Raw genomic sequence first — 17,129 nt, 5'->3', positions numbered from 1 at the left:
CCCCCCACGCCCTCGAGGAACCCCGTCTGACGAGCCGCACGTACTCCAAGGAGGCACCCGCATGCCCTCGCCCCACCCCCGACTCCCCCTGTCCAGAAGGGGATTTTTGACGGCGAGCGCCGGCGCGGGCGCCGCCCTCGGCCTCCTGGCCGCGCCCACCGCCCGGGCCGCCACCCGCCCGCCTCGCCCGTTCGGCCGCTACGGCACCCCGTCCGCCCGCCTCACCCCGCAGACCCTGTACGTCGACCCCCAGGGGCGCGGCGACTTCACCTCCGTCCGGGACGCCGTGGCCGCGGCCGTCGGCAGCGGCTGGACCCTCGTCCTCGCGCCCGGCACCTACCGCGAGACGGTCGCCGTCGACGCCACCCGCACCGAGGCGACCTGGATCGGCGCCTCGGAGAACCCGCGGGACGTCGTGATCGTCTACGACAACGCGGCCGGCACCCCCAAACCCGGCGGCGGCACCTACGGCACCACCGGATCGGCCACCACGACCGTGCAGGCCGACGGCTTCACCGCCCGCTGGATCACCTTCGCGAACGACTGGCTGCGCGCCGACCACCCCGGCGTCACCGGCACCCAGGCCGTCGCCATCAAGGTCCAGGGCGACCGCTCCTCCTTCCACCACTGCCGCTTCCTCGGCCACCAGGACACCCTCTACGCCGACTCGATCGCCCTCGGCACCTTCGCCCGCCAGTACTTCACGCACTGCTACGCCGAGGGTGACGTCGACTTCGTCTTCGGCCGGGCGACCGCTGTCTTCGAGCACTGCCACTTCCGCACCCTGAACCGCACCGACCTGGCCGCCGCCCCCTACGGCTTCGTCTTCGCCCCCTCCACCGCGGGCGCCAACCCGCGCGGCTACCTGGTGACGAAGAGCCGCGTGACGAGCGAGGCCCCGGACGCCTTCTACAAGCTGGCCCGCCCCTGGGTGCCCAGCTCCGACACCACCGCCCGCCCCATGCTCACGGTCCGCGACACCCACCTCGGCCCCGGCATCGACGCGGTCGCCCCCTACACCAACATGTCGGCCTCCTTCCCCTGGCAGAACCAGCGGTTCGCCGAGTACCGCAACACCGGGCCCGGCGCGCGCGTCACGGTCCCCGAGAACCGGCCCCAACTCACCCCCGAGCAGGCCGAGTCGGCCACCCGCGAGGCCCACCTCGGCGACTGGACGCCCTGGAAGGAGGCCTGCTGACATGCGCCGGCGCACCCTCCTGGCGGGCCTCACCGCCGGCGCACTGAGCACGGTGGCGACTCCCGCCCACGCCCACTCCCGCCGCGTCCTGCACGTCCGCCCCGGAGACTCCGTCCAGGCCGCCGTGGACGCGGTCGACGGGCCCGGCTGGACGATCGTCGTGCACCCCGGCACGTACCGGGAGGTCGTCAGCGTCCCGGCCGACAAGCGCGAGCTGACCTTGCGGGGCGCTTCGCGCGACCCCCGCGCCGCCGTCCTCGTCCACGACAACGCCAACGGCACGAAGAAGCCCGACGGCACCACGTACGGCACGGCCGGGTCCGCCACCTTCGCCTCCGCCGCCCCCGGCCTCACCGTCCGCGACCTCACCCTCGCCAACGACTGGCTGCGCGCCGACCACCCGGACATCACCGGCACCCAGGCGGTGGCCGCGTACGTGACGGGTGACCGCTCGAGCTTCGACAACGTCCGCTTCCTGGCCCACCAGGACACGCTCTTCGCGGACACCACGGCCCTGGACGCCTTCGGCCGGCAGTACTACCGGCGCTGCTACATCGAGGGCGACGTCGACTTCGTCTTCGGACGGGCACGGGCCGTCTTCGACGCCTGCCACTTCCACACCCTCCAGCGGGACGTGACCTTCACCCCCAAGGGCATGGTCTTCGCCCCCTCCACCGCCCGCGCCAACCCCTACGGCTTCCTCGCCGTCCGCGGCCGGATCACCTCCGGCGCCGAGGACGCCGCGTACAAGCTGGCCCGGCCCTGGGTGCCGTCGTACGAGACGACCGCCTGGCCCTCGCTGGTCGTGCGGGACACCTGGATCGGGCCCGGCATCGACGCGGTCGCCCCCTACACCAACATGCGGGACGCCTACCCCTGGCAGACCATGCGGTTCCGGGAGCACGCCAACTCCGGGCCGGGCGCGGTGATCTCGGAGCCCGCGAACCGGCCGCAGCTGACGGCGGAGGAGGCCGCCGCGCACACCCGGCGGACCTACCTCGGGGACTGGAGGCCGTATGAGTGTCCATGACCGGGTGGGGCGGAGGGCGTTCGTGGTCGGGTCGGGGGCCGCCCTGCTCGCCGGGGGAGTCGCCACCACCGGCGCGCAGGCCGCGGTCGTCGACGGGCCGCTGCCCGACTTCCATCCCGCGCTGAAGGCCGCGCTCACCTTCCCGCTCGCCTGGGGAAACTCCCCGATCCGCGACTTCCGCGCCTGGCGCCGGGCCGCTCGCGCCAAGGTCGAGGAGGCCCTGATCGTCGACCGGGAGGACGGGACCCCGTACGCCCCCGAGTTCGGCCGACGTGACGAACACGACGGCTACAGAAGGGAGTTGGTCACCCTCTCTCTCACCCGTCACGAACGCGTCCGTGCCGCCCTGCTCACCCCGCACGGCCCCGGCCCCTTCCCGGCCGTCCTCCTCCTGCACGACCACGGGGCGAAGTTCGACATCGGCAAGGAGAAGCTGGTCCGGCCCTGGTACGACGACACCCGGCTGGCGTCCGCCGAGGCCTGGGCGGCGCGGTACTTCAGCGGGCGCTTCGTCGGCGACGAGCTGGCCCGGCGCGGCTATGTCGTGCTCGCCACCGACGCCCTCGGCTGGGGCGACCGCGGACCCCTCGCCTACGACCAGCAGCAGGCCCTGGCGAGCAACTTCTACAACCTGGGCTCGTCGCTCGCCGGCCTCATGGCCCGCGAGGACGCCCGGGCCGCCGGTTTCCTCGCCCAGCTCGACCGTGTGGACCGGCGGCGGATCGCGGCCGTCGGCTTCTCCATGGGCGCCTTCCGCGCCTGGCAGGCGGCCGCGCTGAGCGACGACCTCGCCGCCGCGGCCGCCGTCTGCTGGATGACCGGGCTCAGGGAAATGATGGTGCCCGGCAACAACACCCTGCGCGGCCAGTCCGCCTACTACATGCTCCATCCCGGACTGCCCCGCCATCTCGACTTCCCCGACGTGGCGAGCATCGCCGCACCCAGGCCGATGCTGTTCTTCGACGGCGGACTCGATCCGCTGTTCCCCGCCGACGGCGTCCGCGTGGCCCACGACAAGCTGCGCGCCGTCTGGCGTTCGCGCCACGCCGAGGAGCGGTTGCACCTGAAGACCTGGCCCGACCTCGGCCATGTCTTCGTCGACCGCATGCAGGACGAGGTCTTCACCTGGCTGGACACGGTCCTGTGAACCCCGTCCCGTAAACCCCCCACCCCCTCATCCCCCAACGACGACGGAAGGGACCCGCACTCCATGTCTCGTCGTACCGCTCTCACGGCCCTCACCCTCGGCGCCGGCCTCGCCGTCCTCCCCACCCAGGCGCAGGCCGCCACCGTGGTCGTCAGCAACTCCACCGACCTGTCCAACGCCCTCAAGAACGCCACCGCCGGCACCGTCATCCAGGTCCGCGGCGGCACCTACTACCCGACAGCCACCCTGGAGTCCACGAAGAACGGCACCTCCTCCAGCCCGATCACGCTCACCGCGTACGGCTCGGAGACCGTGAAGATCGACGGGTCGAACCTCCCCGACGGCGACTGGATCTTCAAGCTGACCGCCGACTACTGAAACGTCTCCCACATCACCTTCCAGAACTCCCCGGACAGCGCGGTCGTCTGCCAGTCCTGCACCGGCACCAACTGGAACACCATCAAGACCATCAACGGCGGCGACTCCGGCTTCACCCTCACCGGAGACGGAACCGTGAACAACACGGTCCGGAACATCGACTCCTACGGCCACTACGACCCCGCCAACCACGGGGAGAACGCCGACGGCATCGCCGTGAAGTACGGCTCCGGCACCGGCAACCTCATCACCGGCGCCCGCCTCTACAACAACTCCGACGACGGCCTCGACTTCTGGTCCTTCTCCTCGCCCGTCACCGTCGAGCACACCTGGGCCTTCGGCAACGGCGTCAACCGCTGGTCCGACTCGGCCTTCGCGGGCGACGGCAACGGCTACAAGCTGGGCGGCGACGGCGAGGTCGTCGCGCACGTCGTCAACAACTCGGCCGCCTGGGGCAACGCCGGCAACGGCTTCACCGAGAACTCCAACAAGGGCGCCATCGTCATCAACCGCACCACCGCCTACGCCAACGGCAAATGGGGCTACTACTTCGCCACCGGCGCCGCCCGCCTCGGGAAGAACCTCGCCGTGAGCAACGGCAGCGGCCTGGTCAACAAGGGCTCCTCGGTGGTCTCGGCCGGCAACAACTGGGACTCCGGGATCGCGACGCCCGCCTTCCGGTCGACGGACGCCTCCAGCACCTACAACGCCCGCCAGTCCAACGGGGCGCTGCCCGTGACCACGTTCCTGACCACGGGCAGCACCACCATCGGCGCGACGATGGACTGACGGATCAGCCGGTGCGTACCGGCCTGATCGACTCCAGGGTCGGCACCACCGGCTCGATCGTCCCGTCGGCGGCGAACCGCAGCTGGTCGATCGTGGTCTCCCGGTGCATGCCGTCACCGCCCGGCCGGCCGGGGCCGTTCAGCCCGAACCGGTGGTAGACGACGTACCAGTCGTCGGTGCCGGGCACGTTCACCACGGAGTGGTGGCCGGTGGCGAGGATGCCGTACTCCGGACGCTTCGACAGGATCGTGCCCCGCTTGGTCCACGGGCCGAGCGGGGACGGTCCCGTCGCGTAGGCCACGTGGTAGTTCTCGCTGCGGGTGTCGTCCTCGGACCACATGAAGTAGTACGTGCCCTTGCGCTTGATCACGAAGGAACCCTCCCGGAAGTTGTCCGGGGTGATGTCCTTCACCTGCGAGGAGTCGAACGACACCATGTCGTCGTTCAGCGGCACCACGTACCCGTGCCCGTTGCCCCAGTAGAGATACGACGTGCCGTCGTCGTCGGTGAAGACGGCCGGGTCGATCATCTGGCCGCTCAGCGCCCCGCCCTTGGCGACCAGCGGCTTGCCCAGCGCGTCCTTGAACGGGCCGGCGGGGGAGTCCGCCACCGCCACGCCGATCTGCTGCTCGGCGCAGAAGTAGAAGTAGTACGTGCCGTCGCGCTCGGCGATCGCCGGGGCCCAGGCGTACTTGTCGGCCCAGGTCACGTCCGGACCCAGGTCGAGGATGACGCCGTGGTCTTTCCAGTGGACCAGGTCCTTCGACGAGTACGCCTTGAACTGTGTGCCGCTCCAGCCCTGGAAGCCGTCCGTCGTCGGATAGATCCAGTACTCGCCGTTCAGGTAGTGGACGTCCGGGTCGGCGTTGAGGCCGGGCAGGATCGGGCTGCGGGTGCGCACCGCCTCGACCGTCCAGGTGCGCTTCGTCCCGTCCGCCGCCGTGACGGTGTACGTCTGCGGCTTGCGGAAGTCGCGGCGCGTGCCGGACCTCGGGCTCACGGTCGCGCCCTCAGCGGCCCAGAGTTTCGGGGCGAGGCGGGAGAGGTCCGCGTCGGGCTGCAGGGGGAGCACCACCTTGGAGGTGCTCTCAGTGACGATCGCGTACCCCTTCTGGTCCTTCGCTGTCGCGTCCACGACCGAGGCCGGCGTGGAGGGATACGCGGCCAGCAGCCGGTCGTACTCCTCCTGCGTCACCGGGAGCACCGTGCCGTGCCGCGGGCTCGCCGGGAGCTGGTAGTCGGTGGACGGGGTCCACCGGCCCGAGTCGAGGTCGGTGGTCTCGAAGGGGACGTAGCCGCGGCCGCCGTACTCGTCGATGAACAGGTACCACTTCTTCTCGGTGTTCGACTTGAAGACGGTCGGGCCCTCACCGCGGTCCATCGCCCCGCTGCCGATGCAGTCCGCGACGAAGTCGTACGTGGTGGAGGTCAGGTCTGTCGACTTCTCCCCGGTGATGAACTTGGCGCAGGGCGAGCTGGAGGCCGGGTCCCGCTCGTCCTTGGTATAGCGGTAGTAGGTGTCCTTGTACTTCACGACCGTGGAGTCGATGACCGAGTAGCCCGGGTCGTTCCAGACCTTCGGCTCGCTGAAGGTGCGGAAGTCCTTGGTCGTCGCGTACAGCATCTTGTTGTACGTCGAGCCCGTGTGGTTCGGGTCGTCGTCGGCGTAGAGCTTGGACGCCCAGAAGACGACGTACTCACCGAGCGAGTCGTCCCAGTAGGCCTCCGGCGCCCAGGTGTTGCCCGCGTTGTCCGGGGAGACCTTCACCAGGCGCTGGTCGGTCCAGTGGACCAGGTCCGTCGACTCCCACACCATGATCGACTTGCTGCCGTGGCGCTGGACCTCGTCCCAGCTGCCACTGCTGTTCTGGTACATCCGCAGGTCGGTGGCGATCAGGTAGAACTTGTCGCCCTCGGGGGAGCGGATCACGAACGGGTCGCGCAGACCCTTCTCACCGGTCGTGGAGGTCAGGACCGGCTTGCCGGCGTTCAACTCCCGCCAGTGCAGGGGGTCGTTGCCCCGGCTGAGGGCATAGCGGATCTGCTCGCCGTCGGCTGTGCCCTCACCGGTGAAGTAGGCGAAGAGGTAACCGGCGTACGGGGTCTGCTGCACAGGCGGGGCTCCGGAGTTCGCGGTACTGGGCGGGGAGGTGAGGAGGGTCAGGAGAAGAGCGAAGAGGGGGATCAGGAGCGTGCGGGCGGAGTGGGGTCGCATGACACATCCTGTGTGAGTGTGGGGGTTTCTGTTGAAGGTGGGGTGCCTTTGGAGTCTCATCAGCGAGAGTCCGTGCGTCAAGAAGTGCGAACGTGTTCAGACCACTTCTCCGTCCGTTGGATTCCGTTACCCAGGCTCTGACGGACCTTCAGGACTGGCTGAGCCGTGATCAGCAGGCCCGCCGGCTGTCCGTCACCCCCGTCAGCACGCCCGGTGCCACGATGAGCGCGCTCGACGCCCTCGACGTCGTACTCGGCCACGGCATCAGCATCGCGAACTCCGCCGTCGTCTATGCCAGTTGGCGGGTCGCCAAGGCCGGTGCCGCCCTCCGCGGCGGGCGCAGGCTGACCTACGGCAGCACGACCGTCGACATCGGCCACCTCGACGCCGCACAACTGGCGGATCTGCTGCGCGGTCTGGAGAGCGAGAGCACGGACACCGGTACGCCCCGGCCATGACCGAACAGCAGACGCGCGGCTCCCGCGCGGTGTTCTTCGGCGTGCACGCCTTCAGCCACTTTCCGGAACTCAAGGGCGTCAGCCGGAACATCCCCGCGCTGCGAGCACAGGTGACCGACCCGGAAGTGGGAGTCCTCCCCGAGGCGAACTGCGTCGTCCTCCCCGCGCACAGCGAACGGGGCCACGTCCTCGACGCCGTGTGCCAGGCGGCCGAGGAGGCCGACGACCTGCTCCTCGTCTACTACGCGGGGCACGGCCACTACGACCGGGACGGCAGCCTGCTCCTCGCCACCGAGGCCTCCAGCCACACGCGTCGCCACCACTCCGTGCCGTACGAGGCGATCCGGGAGTACGTGGAGACGTCCCGGGCCCGGCGCAAGGTGGTCATCGTCGACTGCTGTTACAGCGGCCTGGCTCTCCGTATGGGCCAGGCGCCGACTCCAGTCTCGTGTTCCCTGTTCTGGCTGGAACACCACACCGACGGCACCGCGGCCGGCTTCTCCTCCGGGGGCGCCGAAGCCGTTCTGCGGCCGCTGCTCGCCCGTGCGGACCTGAGCGAGGACGAGCTCCGGCAGGCCCGGGCCTTTCTGCCCGGGGAGGAGCCGTCGGACTCCCTCGAACGCCCGGGTTCGCCTGCGGACGCCTGCGTCTGACGGAGTCTCGGAACGCCGTACGGTGTCCCGCTCCGAGGTGAAAGTTTCGATCCTTTCGCGGGAACCCGGCAACCCTTTCCGGCCACGGCGGCGACTGCTTTCCAGAAACGGGCCGGGGCGGCCCCTCCGGCCCGTTTCCTCCCACTTCCCTAGGAAAGGAACGCCCCGTGCGCTTGAGCACCGGACGCCACCGCAGGACGCGGACCCTCTCGATCGCCGCCGCGGTGGCCGTCGCCGCGGGGGCGGGCGGCGTCTACCTCGGCCTGACGAACGACGGCGCGCAGGCCGCCACGTCGACGGTCACCGTCTCCACCACCGCTCAGCTGGAGTCGGCCGTGAAGAACGCGGTCGCCGGTACGGTCATCCAGGTCCGTGGCGGTACCTACTACCCGGCGGCCACCCTGAAGTCGACGGCCAGCGGCACCTCGTCGAACCGGATCACGCTCCAGGCGTACGGCAGTGAGAAGGTCAAGATCGACGGGTCCAAGCTGCCCGCCGGCTCCTGGCTCGCCGGGATCTACGGCAGCTACTGGACCGTCCAGAACCTGACCTTCCAGAAGTCGCCGGCTCAGGGCTTCGTGGTGACGTCGTCGAAGGGTGGCGTGTTCAAGAACCTCGTCACCGCCGACAACGGCGACTCCGGGTTCACCCTGCGCGGCGACAACACGGTCGACAACCTCGTGCAGAACCTGGACAGTCACGGCAACTACGACGCCGCCGGGCACGGGCAGAACGCGGACGGCATCGCCATCAAGTTCGGTTCGGGGAGCGGCAACAGGATCACCGGTGCCCGTCTCTACAACAACTCCGACGACGGCCTCGACCTGTGGCAGTTCTCCACGCCGGTCACCATCGAGCACTCGTGGGCCTTCGGCAACGGCAAGAACCGGTGGAGCGACGCCGCCTTCGAGGGCAACGGCAACGGGTTCAAACTGGGCGGTGGAGGCGTCGCCGTAGCGCACCTGGTCAACAACAACGCCGCCTGGGACAACACCTTGCACGGGTTCACCGAGAACTCCAACACCGGGGCGATCGCGTTGAACCGGAACACGGCGTACTCCAACGCGCAGGCCGGGTTCTACTTCGCCACGGGGAAGGCCCGGCTGGCTCGGAACCTCGCCGTGAGCAACAAGGGCGGGTTGTCGAAGCTCGGTTCCTCCACGGTGTCCGCGGCGAACAACTGGGACAGCGGGGTGTCGACGCCGGCGTTCAGGTCGACGGACGCGACGACGGCTTACGGCGCCCGGAAGCCGGACGGTTCGCTGCCGGCGACGACGTTTCTGACCACCGGGTCCACGACGATCGGTTCCACCATGAACTAGGCAGGCGAAAGCCCCCGCCGGTGACCGCCGGCGGGGGCTTTCTCTTGCCGGCCCGAGAGGGGCTCAGGCCAGCAAGTCGATGCAGTCGAACGACGTGCCCGGGCTCAGGTAGGCCGTGCCGCTCGAACCGCTCACGATGTTCAGCTTCAGGACGTTGTACTGCGAGGCGTCCGTCTTCCAGGCGGTGGCCGGGACGTTGAAGGTGAACGTGTGGTTGTTGCCCCGGTAGGAACCCGTCGTCAGGGAACGGGTCGAGGGCTGGGAGGGGGCCGCGGGGACGGGGGAGACCCAGTCGTTCACGGTGACGCGCGGGCGGCCGTTCGCGAAGGCGTCCGTGACGCCGACGCGCAGGGTGTGCGCGGCGGCCGCCTGCTCCTTGGTGAGCCTGAAGTAGACGAGGACGCCGTCGTTGACGTCCTTCCACAGGTACGCCGGGAAGGACTTGGCCGCGTCGCCGCTGCCGATCGTGACGTTCCCCGTCCACTTCGCCGCCCGGGCGTCGGAGGGGTGCGCGTACGTCATCAGCGTGGCGTTCTTGAATTCGCCGGGCGTGCCGTCCCAGTCGCCGAGCCGCCACAGGGTGCGCGCGGTGGAGGGGTCGCCGGTGAGGGTGATGCTGTTCAGAGCGGTGGTGCCGCCCGCCGTCACCTTCACCGACTGTGTGTGCACGGCGAGTTCGCCCTTGTGGACGGTGAGGGTGTACGTGCCCGGCAGCATCCCCTTGCAGGAGAAGGCGCCGGTGCCGGCCGCGGCCTTCGCCCAGTACTGGGCGTCCGCGTTGGCAAAGCCCACGGTGTAGGCGTACTTCGCGTCCATGCCCTTCAGGCCGACGCCCGCCACCTTGCCGCGGCCCGCCCTGCCGACCCAGCCGGTGATGCCGAGGCCGTCCACCCAGGAGGTGTCCAGCTTGTCGTGGGACAGGGAGGAGGAGGGCGCGCCGCCGTCGGTGAAGGCGAGGACGTACGGGCCCTGGAGGCCGAAACGTTCCGGCTCGGTCTGGGCCTGGTTGTAGTGCAGGATCTCGTACAGGCCGGCGCCGAGGTCGTTGGAGTGGCGCAGGAGCGAGCGGTAGAAGGGGCCTCCGGAGGCCTTCTCGTGGTTGGAGCGGACGATCCACAGACCCACCGAGCCGGTGGTGAAGCCGATGTGGTCGTAGTCGATGACCCGCTTGCCCGAGTAGTGCTTGGAGTGCGTGGTGCCGTCCGCGCGCCGCCAGACGTCGCCCGCCTCGATGACCTTGTCCGAGGCCTCGATCCAGGAGTCCGGGCCCTCGTTGGGGAACATCCCCGGCTTGAGGCGGACGATGAAGCGGGTCGCGGTGAAGGAGGCGTCCGCCTTGTGCGTCCACAGGTAGACGTTGTTCTGGCCGCTGCGGGCCGCGTACCACTGGGTGATCGCGCCGTGCACGACCTTGATCAGGATCGTCGATCCTGTCTGCCTGATCGTGACGGTGGAGGCGCCGAGGCCCGACTCGACGTGCGAGTGCTTGCCGCCGTAGCCCTCGTACTCCTTGCCCTTGTAGGCCAGGGAGGTGAGGTCGCCGGTCGTCTTGGAGACCTTGAAGACCAGCGAGGCGCCGGTGTCGACGACGTAGTTCCTGCCGTCGTCCGAGTAACCGAACGCGGCGGCGGAGGCGGACGAGAGGAGGCCGGCGCCTCCCGCGACGGCGGCGCCGGTGGCGGCGACGCCGATCGCGGAGGCCCCGAGCACACGTCTGCGCGTGAGGTGTCTCTTGTGCGTGCTCAAGGGTCGTGCTCCGTCACTTATTGAAAGTTCACTTACTTGTACATGATGTCGGACGACGCGAACTTGCAGGTCGTTCCGTCGGCGCCGGTGCCGAGCTCCGTCGGCTCCTTGCCGGTGTTGTTGCCCTTGAAGCGGACGCAGGTCTTGGTCTTCTTCTTGCTGTCGCCCTGGATGCGGATCTTCGACAGCGTGGCGGTGTCGCCGTAGTTGGCGTTCACGCCGACGATCGCCTTCAGGGGCGCGACCACGTCGATGTCGCTCAGCACGATCGTGCGCTTGTACTGCGTCTTGCAGTTGCCGCAGGAGCGGACCAGCTTGCCGGAGTTCTCCACCCGGAAGCCGGTCACGACGAGCTTGCCGGCGCCGTTGAACTGCAGCACCTTGTCCGAGCCGTTCTTCGCGCCGCCGCCGATGACCTTGTACACGGACGAGGCGGACTTGCCCTTGAAGCTGGCGGCGTCCTCGCCGACGTCCAGCCACCACACGTTCTGCAGTGTGCAGGAGCCCTTGCAGTGGACGCCGTCCGCGCCCGGCGTCCCGATGATCACGTTCTTCAGGACGGCACCGTCGGCCAGCTCGAAGACCGGGTCCTGGCCCTCCTCCTGGCCGCTGCCGCCCAGCTCGCCGGCGCCGTAGAACTTCTTCAGCTTGCCGTCGTACGTGCCCGAGACCTTGATCGTCGAGGACACGGCCTTGCTGCCGTTGGCGGTCGGCCAGACGGACGCGGCGCCCGCGGACGAGAGCATCGTCGTGGTGACGATCGCCGCGCCGGAGATCGCTAACGCGGCGGAGCCCGCGATCAGCGCCCGCCGCCTGGTGACCTTGCGACGGTGCCGGACGCGCGGTTCTGCTGGAGCAGTCATGTACCGATTCCTCAAGTGGGTGGTGACTCTTGCGCCTTGTGGTCGCCACCGGTGAGGAAGGGGTTGCCGCGTTGTCGAAACTTTTTTTGGGGGGATGTCCTGAGGGGCTCCCTCAGGAGTCGCCCTCGTCTGCGTCCTGGGCCGCGAAGTCGCCGCCCACGGAGCCCTCCTGGCTCTGCGACTTGCCCGTGATCGCGTAGCGGTCGTCCTTGGCGTCCCGGCCGCCGCGGTCGTGGTCGTACTGCCCGGCGAACACCCACTCGCCCTTCGGGACCGTACGGCCCTCCTTGAGCAGCCAGGTGTAGACCAGGAAGCCGTCCTTCTCCTCGACCGTGAACGTGAAGTCGTCCTCCGGCAGTGACCGCCAGGCACCCGCCGAGGACACCCCGCCGGTCTGCGCGATCTTCAACTGCACGGTCAGCTCTGTGAGTTGCTCGGATGCCTTGAGCGTGATGTTGCTCTGCGCCCAGAAGTCGTTGCTGTGCGGGTCCACCGAGCCGTCCGACCACAGCGGGCCGTCCTCGGTGTCGTCGGTGCCCGGCAGCACCGTGGCGGCGGGCGGCGCGGAGGGTGTCGACGGCGCGCTCTTCGGCGGGGTGCTGCTCGGCTCGGGCTCCTGCTTCCCGCCGCCGCCGGAACTGGGCGTCGGCTTCGGAGAGGCCGGCGGACGGCTCGTCGCGTCCGGGGACTCCACCGGCGCCGGCGAGACGGCGACCGTCTGCTGCGTCGGGGTGTCGTCCTTCACCGCGGAGGCCACCGCGTAGCCGCCGACCGCGAGCATGCCCGCGACCGCGGCCGTGGCACCCACGATCCGCGCCCAGCCCCACAGAGGCGGACGCGTCGCCCGGTGATCGGCCCGATCCTCTCCCGCCATGCCCCGCTCGACCCGGGCCAGGATGCGGGCCCGGTTCGGCTCGTGCGCCTCGGCCGCCCCGTGCAGCCGGGCGCGCAGCTCGTCGTGCACGTCCCGCTGCATCGTCATCGGTCCCTTCCTACGGACTCACCGGTGCGCCCCGCCATCGCGGCATGCACCTTCAGCGGAGCTCCTTTGGCGCCGAGCAGCTTCTGCAGCTCGGCCATTCCCTTCGAGGTCTGGCTCTTCACCGTACCCACCGAGACCCCCAGCGCGAGCGCGGTGTCCTTCTCCGAGAGGTCGAAGGCGTGCCGGAGCACCACGCAGGCCCGTTTGCGGAAGGGGAGTCTACGCAGCGCCGACTGGACGTCCACAACGCCCGCGACATCCGGATTCTCCGTCTTCTCCTCGCGCTGCGACCAGAACAGGGCGATCCTGCGGCGCTCGCGGACGGCGCTGCGGATGCGGGTGCGGGCCAGGTTGGCGACGACGCCCCGCGCGTACGCCACCGGATGGTCGGCCGCGCGCACCCGGTCCCAGCGGTGCCACAACGCCAGCAGCGCGTCCGCCGCCAGATCGTCGGCGGCGTCGGCCTCGCCGGTCAGCAGATGGGCGAGACGGGACAGTTCGGCGTAGTGGCGTTCGAAGAAGGCATGGAATTCCACGGAGGCGGCGTCGTCGACGACTGTGCCCACGGGTGACCTCTTCTCGGTGCGACTTCCGGCACCCGGCGGGGCGCCTGGTGTGCGTGTCATGTGTATGACATGGGGATGTCCCGGGGAGGGGTCGGGACGAGATCCGGAAGCGTAGCAGTGATCGACTTGTCGGTTTGGTACGGGGGGTCGAACACCGTATGACAGACCGAACTCTGATTCCGTAACACGGCGAAAACCTGAAGAGGGTTCAACAAGGGAACAATCCAGCCAGCATCCGCACACTGATCAACCAGGTCACAAGGAGTGTCCGCCATGTCCGAAACGCAGAAGGTGACCGGCCGGCCAAGTCCCCCGCCCATGGCGGCGAACAGCGTCGACCGGTTCTTCAAGATCTCCGAACGGGGGTCGACCTTCGGCCGTGAGATACGTGGCGGCTTCGCCACCTTCTTCACGATGGCCTACATCCTTGTCCTGAATCCCATCATCCTGGGCAGCGCCAAGGACAAGTTCGGCGAGTCCCTGGACCCCGTCCAACTCACCACCGCCACCGCCCTGGTGGCCGCCGTCATGACGATCATCATGGGCGTCGGCGGCAACCTGCCCCTCGCGCTCGCCGCGGGCCTCGGCCTCAACGCCGTCGTCGCCTTCCAGATCGCCCCGCTGATGAGCTGGGACGACGCGATGGGCCTGATCGTCCTCGAAGGCCTGCTGATCTGCGTCCTGGTGGTGACCGGTCTGCGCGAGGCCGTCATGCACGCCATCCCGCAGCCGCTCAAGCAGGCGATCAGCGTCGGCATCGGCCTGTTCATCGCCTTCATCGGGTTCGTCGACGCCGGTTTCGTCAGCCGTATCCCGGACGCCGCCAACACCACCGTGCCCGTGCAGCTCGGCGGCTCCGGCACTCTCACCGGGTGGCCGATCCTCGTCTTCTGCCTCGGCGTGCTGCTGACCATCGGACTGCTCGCCCGCAAGGTCAAGGGCGCCATCCTGATCAGCATCGTGACGATGACGCTCCTCGCGATCGTCATCAACTCGATCGCCGACATCAAGTCCTGGGGCCTGACCACGCCCGAGTGGCCCGACAAGATCGTCGACACCCCCGACTTCGGGCTGATCGGTCACTTCAGCCTGTTCGGCGCCTTCGGCGAGACCACCGCGATCACGGTCGTCCTGCTCGTCTTCACCCTGATCCTGTCCGACTTCTTCGACACGATGGGCACGGTCGTCGGCATCAGCGCCGAGGCCGAACTGCTCGACGAGGACGGCAAGGTGCCCAACCTGGGCCGCGTGCTGCTCATCGACGGCGCGGCGGCGGTGGCGGGCGGCGCGGCCTCGTCCTCCTCCGCGACCTCCTACATCGAGTCGGCGGCCGGCGTCGGCGAGGGCTCCCGCACCGGCTTCTCCAACCTGGTCACCGGCGGCCTGTTCGCCCTCGCCCTGTTCCTGACCCCGCTGCTGACCATCGTCCCCCTCCAGGCGGCGGCCCCCGCGCTGGTCGCGGTCGGCTTCCTGATGATGACCCAGGTCAAGCACATCGACTGGGACAGGTACGAGATCGCCATCCCCGCGTTCCTGACGATCGCCGTGATGCCGTTCACCTACTCCATCACCAACGGCATCGGCGCGGGCTTCCTCGCCTACGTCGTGATCAAGACGGTGCTGGGCAAGGCGAAGGACATCCACTGGCTGCTGTGGGGGGCTTCGGCGCTGTTCGCGGTGTACTTCGCGATCGACCCGATCGAGCAGATCCTGGGCGTGCAGTGAGGTGAGGAGGGGCGGCTTCTTCGAAGCCGCCCCTCCTGTCTAGTTCTTGAGCGCCGCCTCCATCATCGCCTTCGCGACGGGGGCGGCCAGCCCGTTCCCGCTGACCTCGGACCGCGCCGCGTCCGACTGCTCGACCACGACCGCCACGGCGACCTCCTTGCCGTCGGCCTTGCCGTACGAGGTGAACCAGGCGTACGGCGTCTTGCTGTTGTTCTCGCCGTGCTGGGCGGTACCCGTCTTGCCGCCGACGGTGACCCCGTCGATCTGCGCGTTCGTCCCCGTGCCCTGCTCGACGACCGTCTCCATCGCCGACTGCAACTGCTCGGCGGTGTCGGAGCTGACGACCTGCGTGGACGAGGTCTCGTCGTCGTAGTTCGTCAGGACGTCGCCGCCGCTGTCGGTGATCTGCGAGACCATGTGCGGCGACTCGAGCTTGCCGCCGTTGGCTATGGCCGCGGAGACCATGGCCATCTGGAGCGGGGTCGCGGTCACATCGAACTGGCCGATGCCGGTCAGGGCGGTCGACGACTCGTCCATGCCGGACGGGTACACGCTCGCGTAGGCGCGCACCGGCACATCCAGCTCGTCGTCGTTGAAGCCGAACTTCTCGGCCATGGCCTTCACCTTGTCCTGCCCCAACCGGACGGCCATGCGCGCGAAGACGTTGTTGCAGGAGTACTGCAGCGCGACCCGGATCGAGGCGTTCTCACAGGGCGCGGACGTGTTCTCGTTGCGCAGCACCGTCGTCGTGCCCGGCAGCGTGTAGGGGTCCGGGCTGTCCGTCTTCTCGTCCACCGACGAGTACAGCCCGTCCTCCAGCGCGGCCGCCGCCACGACCAGCTTGAACGTCGAGCCCGGCGGCAGCGGTTGGCGCAGCGCGCGGTTGGTGAGCGGCTTGTCCGCGTCCGCGTTGAGCTTCTTCCAGGCAGTCCCGGCGGTGTTGGCGTCGGTGAGCGAGGACGGGTCGTACGACGGCGTGGACACGACCGCGAGGATCCTGCCGGTCGTCGGGTCGATCGCGACGGCCGCGCCCTTGGTGTCGCCGAGTGCGTCGTAGGCCGCCTTCTGCACGTCCGGGTCGATCGTCGTGATCACGTCGCCCGGGTCGGCCCGCTGGTTCGTCACCGTGTCCATCACGCTCTTCAGCCGGCTGTCCGTGCCGTTGAGCAAATCCGCGTAGACGCCCTCCAACTGTGTGGGGGCGTAGCTCTGCGAGGCGTAGCCCGTGACCGCCGCGTACAAGGGCCCGTCCGTGTACGTGCGTCGGTACCTGAGGTCGCTGTCCGTCGTGACCGCCGAGCCGGTGATCGCCTGGCCCGCCACGATGATGTTCCCGAGCGGCTTCGCGTACGTCTCGATCGCGTTGCGCCGGTTGTCCTGGTCGTCCGCCAGCGCCCGGCCCTCGTAGAACTGCACCCAGGTCGCCCGGATCAGCAGGGCGAACACCAGCAGCAGCGCGAAGACCGAGGCGCGCCTGATCGTCTTGTTCATGACGTCCGGAAGACGAACAGGCGGAGGCGAATCGTTCCCGTCCGCCCGGTTTTCTCATCGTCCGTTCATCTACGGCCCGGTGAGGCTCAGGCCGGTGCGGGCTCCAGCTTCAGCACGACCTCGTCGATCTCCTCGCCGCGCGCGGGGGCGTACCCCGTGGCCTGTGCCGTCTCCCGGAACCCGCATTTCTCCAGTACGCGCAGTGAGCCCGCGTTGTCCGCCGCCGCGCGCGCGTACAGCGGCCGCTCCGGCACCTCGGCCAGCAGCCCGCGCAGCGCGGCCGTCGCCACGCCCCGTCCCCAGTAGGCGCGGTCCACCCAGTACGTCACCTCGCGCTCGCCGGGCTCCCCGTACACGGCCGCGTTGCCGACGACATCCCCGTCGGCCAGGATCGTGCGGACCAGGGCGCTGGACCTGATGCGTTTCCAGTGGGCCTCGAAGGCGTCCCGGTCGGCCGGGTCCTCGGGGGTGAACGCGGCCATCCGGAGTGCTTCCGGGTCGTTCAGCTGCCGGTAGAAGACCGGCAGGTCGCTGTCGTGGACCTCGCGGAGTACCACCTGCACCGT

The 17,129-nt window shown here is 69.3% G+C and carries 14 protein-coding genes and 1 pseudogene; 8 read left to right on the top strand and 7 right to left on the bottom strand.

The features are described from left to right. The first annotated feature begins 61 nt into the window (after positions 1-61). The 4 genes and pseudogenes from IE263_RS21165 (at position 62) to IE263_RS21150 (ending at position 4,542) form a co-directional block, all read left to right on the top strand. Entirely contained in the window at positions 62-1,198 is a 1,137-nt protein-coding gene (locus IE263_RS21165; RefSeq protein ID WP_189938900.1) for a pectinesterase family protein, read from the top strand. 1 nt (position 1,199) lies between these two features. After that, entirely contained in the window at positions 1,200-2,228 is a 1,029-nt protein-coding gene (locus IE263_RS21160; protein ID WP_189938898.1) for a pectinesterase family protein, read from the top strand. Beyond that, entirely contained in the window at positions 2,215-3,375 is a 1,161-nt protein-coding gene (locus tag IE263_RS21155; protein ID WP_189938897.1) for a dienelactone hydrolase family protein, read from the top strand. Before IE263_RS21160 ends, IE263_RS21155 begins: the two co-directional genes overlap by 14 nt. 63 nt (positions 3,376-3,438) lie before the next feature. Then, positions 3,439-4,542: pseudogene (locus tag IE263_RS21150) on the top strand (right-handed parallel beta-helix repeat-containing protein). 4 nt (positions 4,543-4,546) lie between these two features. Here the strand turns inward: IE263_RS21150 and IE263_RS21145 are convergent. Next, a complete protein-coding gene (locus IE263_RS21145; RefSeq protein ID WP_189938895.1) occupies positions 4,547-6,757 on the bottom strand; it encodes a glycoside hydrolase family 43 protein in 2,211 nt (736 codons plus the stop codon). A gap of 116 nt (positions 6,758-6,873) precedes the next feature. Here IE263_RS21145 and IE263_RS21140 point away from each other — a divergent pair, with 116 nt between their 5' ends. The 3 genes from IE263_RS21140 (at position 6,874) to IE263_RS21130 (ending at position 9,190) form a co-directional block, all read left to right on the top strand. After that, the gene (locus IE263_RS21140; RefSeq protein WP_189938893.1) at positions 6,874-7,215 is read left to right on the top strand and encodes an effector-associated constant component EACC1; all 342 of its coding nucleotides are present in this window, start codon (positions 6,874-6,876) and stop codon (positions 7,213-7,215) included. Beyond that, on the top strand, positions 7,212-7,868 hold the full coding sequence (locus tag IE263_RS21135; RefSeq protein ID WP_189938891.1) for a caspase, EACC1-associated type: 657 nt from the start codon (positions 7,212-7,214) through the stop codon (positions 7,866-7,868). The genes IE263_RS21140 and IE263_RS21135 overlap by 4 nt, the downstream gene beginning before the upstream one ends. A 167-nt stretch (positions 7,869-8,035) precedes the next feature. Then, positions 8,036-9,190, top strand: coding sequence for a right-handed parallel beta-helix repeat-containing protein (locus IE263_RS21130; protein ID WP_189938889.1), 1,155 nt, complete (start codon positions 8,036-8,038; stop codon positions 9,188-9,190). 63 nt (positions 9,191-9,253) lie between these two features. Here IE263_RS21130 and IE263_RS21125 read toward each other — a convergent pair whose 3' ends face one another. The 4 genes from IE263_RS21125 to IE263_RS21110 all read right to left on the bottom strand — a co-directional run bounded on the left by IE263_RS21125 (position 9,254) and on the right by IE263_RS21110 (position 13,347). After that, the gene (locus IE263_RS21125) at positions 9,254-10,936 is read right to left on the bottom strand and encodes a rhamnogalacturonan lyase B N-terminal domain-containing protein (protein ID WP_189938886.1); all 1,683 of its coding nucleotides are present in this window, start codon (positions 10,934-10,936) and stop codon (positions 9,254-9,256) included. Positions 10,937-10,968: 32 nt separating this feature from the next. Next, entirely contained in the window at positions 10,969-11,799 is an 831-nt protein-coding gene (locus tag IE263_RS21120) for a pectate lyase (protein WP_189938885.1), read from the bottom strand. A gap of 112 nt (positions 11,800-11,911) precedes the next feature. Then, positions 11,912-12,781: a hypothetical protein gene (locus tag IE263_RS21115; protein ID WP_189938882.1), complete on the bottom strand. Its 870-nt coding sequence runs from the start codon at positions 12,779-12,781 to the stop codon at positions 11,912-11,914. Then, positions 12,778-13,347 carry a SigE family RNA polymerase sigma factor gene (locus tag IE263_RS21110; protein ID WP_189938880.1) on the bottom strand — a complete coding sequence of 190 codons (570 nt, stop codon included), beginning with the start codon at positions 13,345-13,347 and terminating at the stop codon, positions 12,778-12,780. Before IE263_RS21110 ends, IE263_RS21115 begins: the two co-directional genes overlap by 4 nt. A 273-nt stretch (positions 13,348-13,620) precedes the next feature. Here IE263_RS21110 and IE263_RS21105 point away from each other — a divergent pair, with 273 nt between their 5' ends. After that, positions 13,621-15,072 (top strand): NCS2 family permease, encoded by a 1,452-nt coding sequence (locus IE263_RS21105; RefSeq protein ID WP_189938878.1) that lies wholly within the window; start codon positions 13,621-13,623, stop codon positions 15,070-15,072. A 39-nt stretch (positions 15,073-15,111) separates the two neighbouring features. Here the strand turns inward: IE263_RS21105 and IE263_RS21100 are convergent, their stop codons facing one another. Both IE263_RS21100 and IE263_RS21095 read right to left on the bottom strand, forming a co-directional pair. Next, on the bottom strand, positions 15,112-16,563 hold the full coding sequence (locus IE263_RS21100; protein WP_189938876.1) for a peptidoglycan D,D-transpeptidase FtsI family protein: 1,452 nt from the start codon (positions 16,561-16,563) through the stop codon (positions 15,112-15,114). Positions 16,564-16,649: 86 nt separating this feature from the next. Beyond that, positions 16,650-17,126: a GNAT family N-acetyltransferase gene (locus IE263_RS21095; protein WP_189938874.1), complete on the bottom strand. Its 477-nt coding sequence runs from the start codon at positions 17,124-17,126 to the stop codon at positions 16,650-16,652. Positions 17,127-17,129 lie beyond the last annotated feature (3 nt).

This window comes from Streptomyces aurantiogriseus, from assembly GCF_014649375.1.
GTDB classification, from domain to species: Bacteria; Actinomycetota; Actinomycetes; order Streptomycetales; family Streptomycetaceae; genus Streptomyces; species Streptomyces aurantiogriseus.
This window is presented reverse-complemented; position numbering and strand designations above follow the sequence as displayed.

What these genes read in the sequence shown, in the direction of transcription:
- IE263_RS21165 (WP_189938900.1), top strand. Translation starts at nt 62, where the DNA reads ATGCCCTCGCCCCACCCCCGACTCCCCCTGTCCAGAAGGGGATTTTTG.
- IE263_RS21160 (WP_189938898.1), top strand. Translation starts at nt 1,200, where the DNA reads ATGCGCCGGCGCACCCTCCTGGCGGGCCTCACCGCCGGCGCACTGAGC.
- IE263_RS21155 (WP_189938897.1), top strand. Translation starts at nt 2,215, where the DNA reads ATGAGTGTCCATGACCGGGTGGGGCGGAGGGCGTTCGTGGTCGGGTCG.
- IE263_RS21145 (WP_189938895.1), bottom strand. Translation starts at nt 6,757, where the DNA reads ATGCGACCCCACTCCGCCCGCACGCTCCTGATCCCCCTCTTCGCTCTT.
- IE263_RS21135 (WP_189938891.1), top strand. Translation starts at nt 7,212, where the DNA reads ATGACCGAACAGCAGACGCGCGGCTCCCGCGCGGTGTTCTTCGGCGTG.
- IE263_RS21120 (WP_189938885.1), bottom strand. Translation starts at nt 11,799, where the DNA reads ATGACTGCTCCAGCAGAACCGCGCGTCCGGCACCGTCGCAAGGTCACC.
- IE263_RS21115 (WP_189938882.1), bottom strand. Translation starts at nt 12,781, where the DNA reads ATGACGATGCAGCGGGACGTGCACGACGAGCTGCGCGCCCGGCTGCAC.
- IE263_RS21105 (WP_189938878.1), top strand. Translation starts at nt 13,621, where the DNA reads ATGTCCGAAACGCAGAAGGTGACCGGCCGGCCAAGTCCCCCGCCCATG.
- IE263_RS21100 (WP_189938876.1), bottom strand. Translation starts at nt 16,563, where the DNA reads ATGAACAAGACGATCAGGCGCGCCTCGGTCTTCGCGCTGCTGCTGGTG.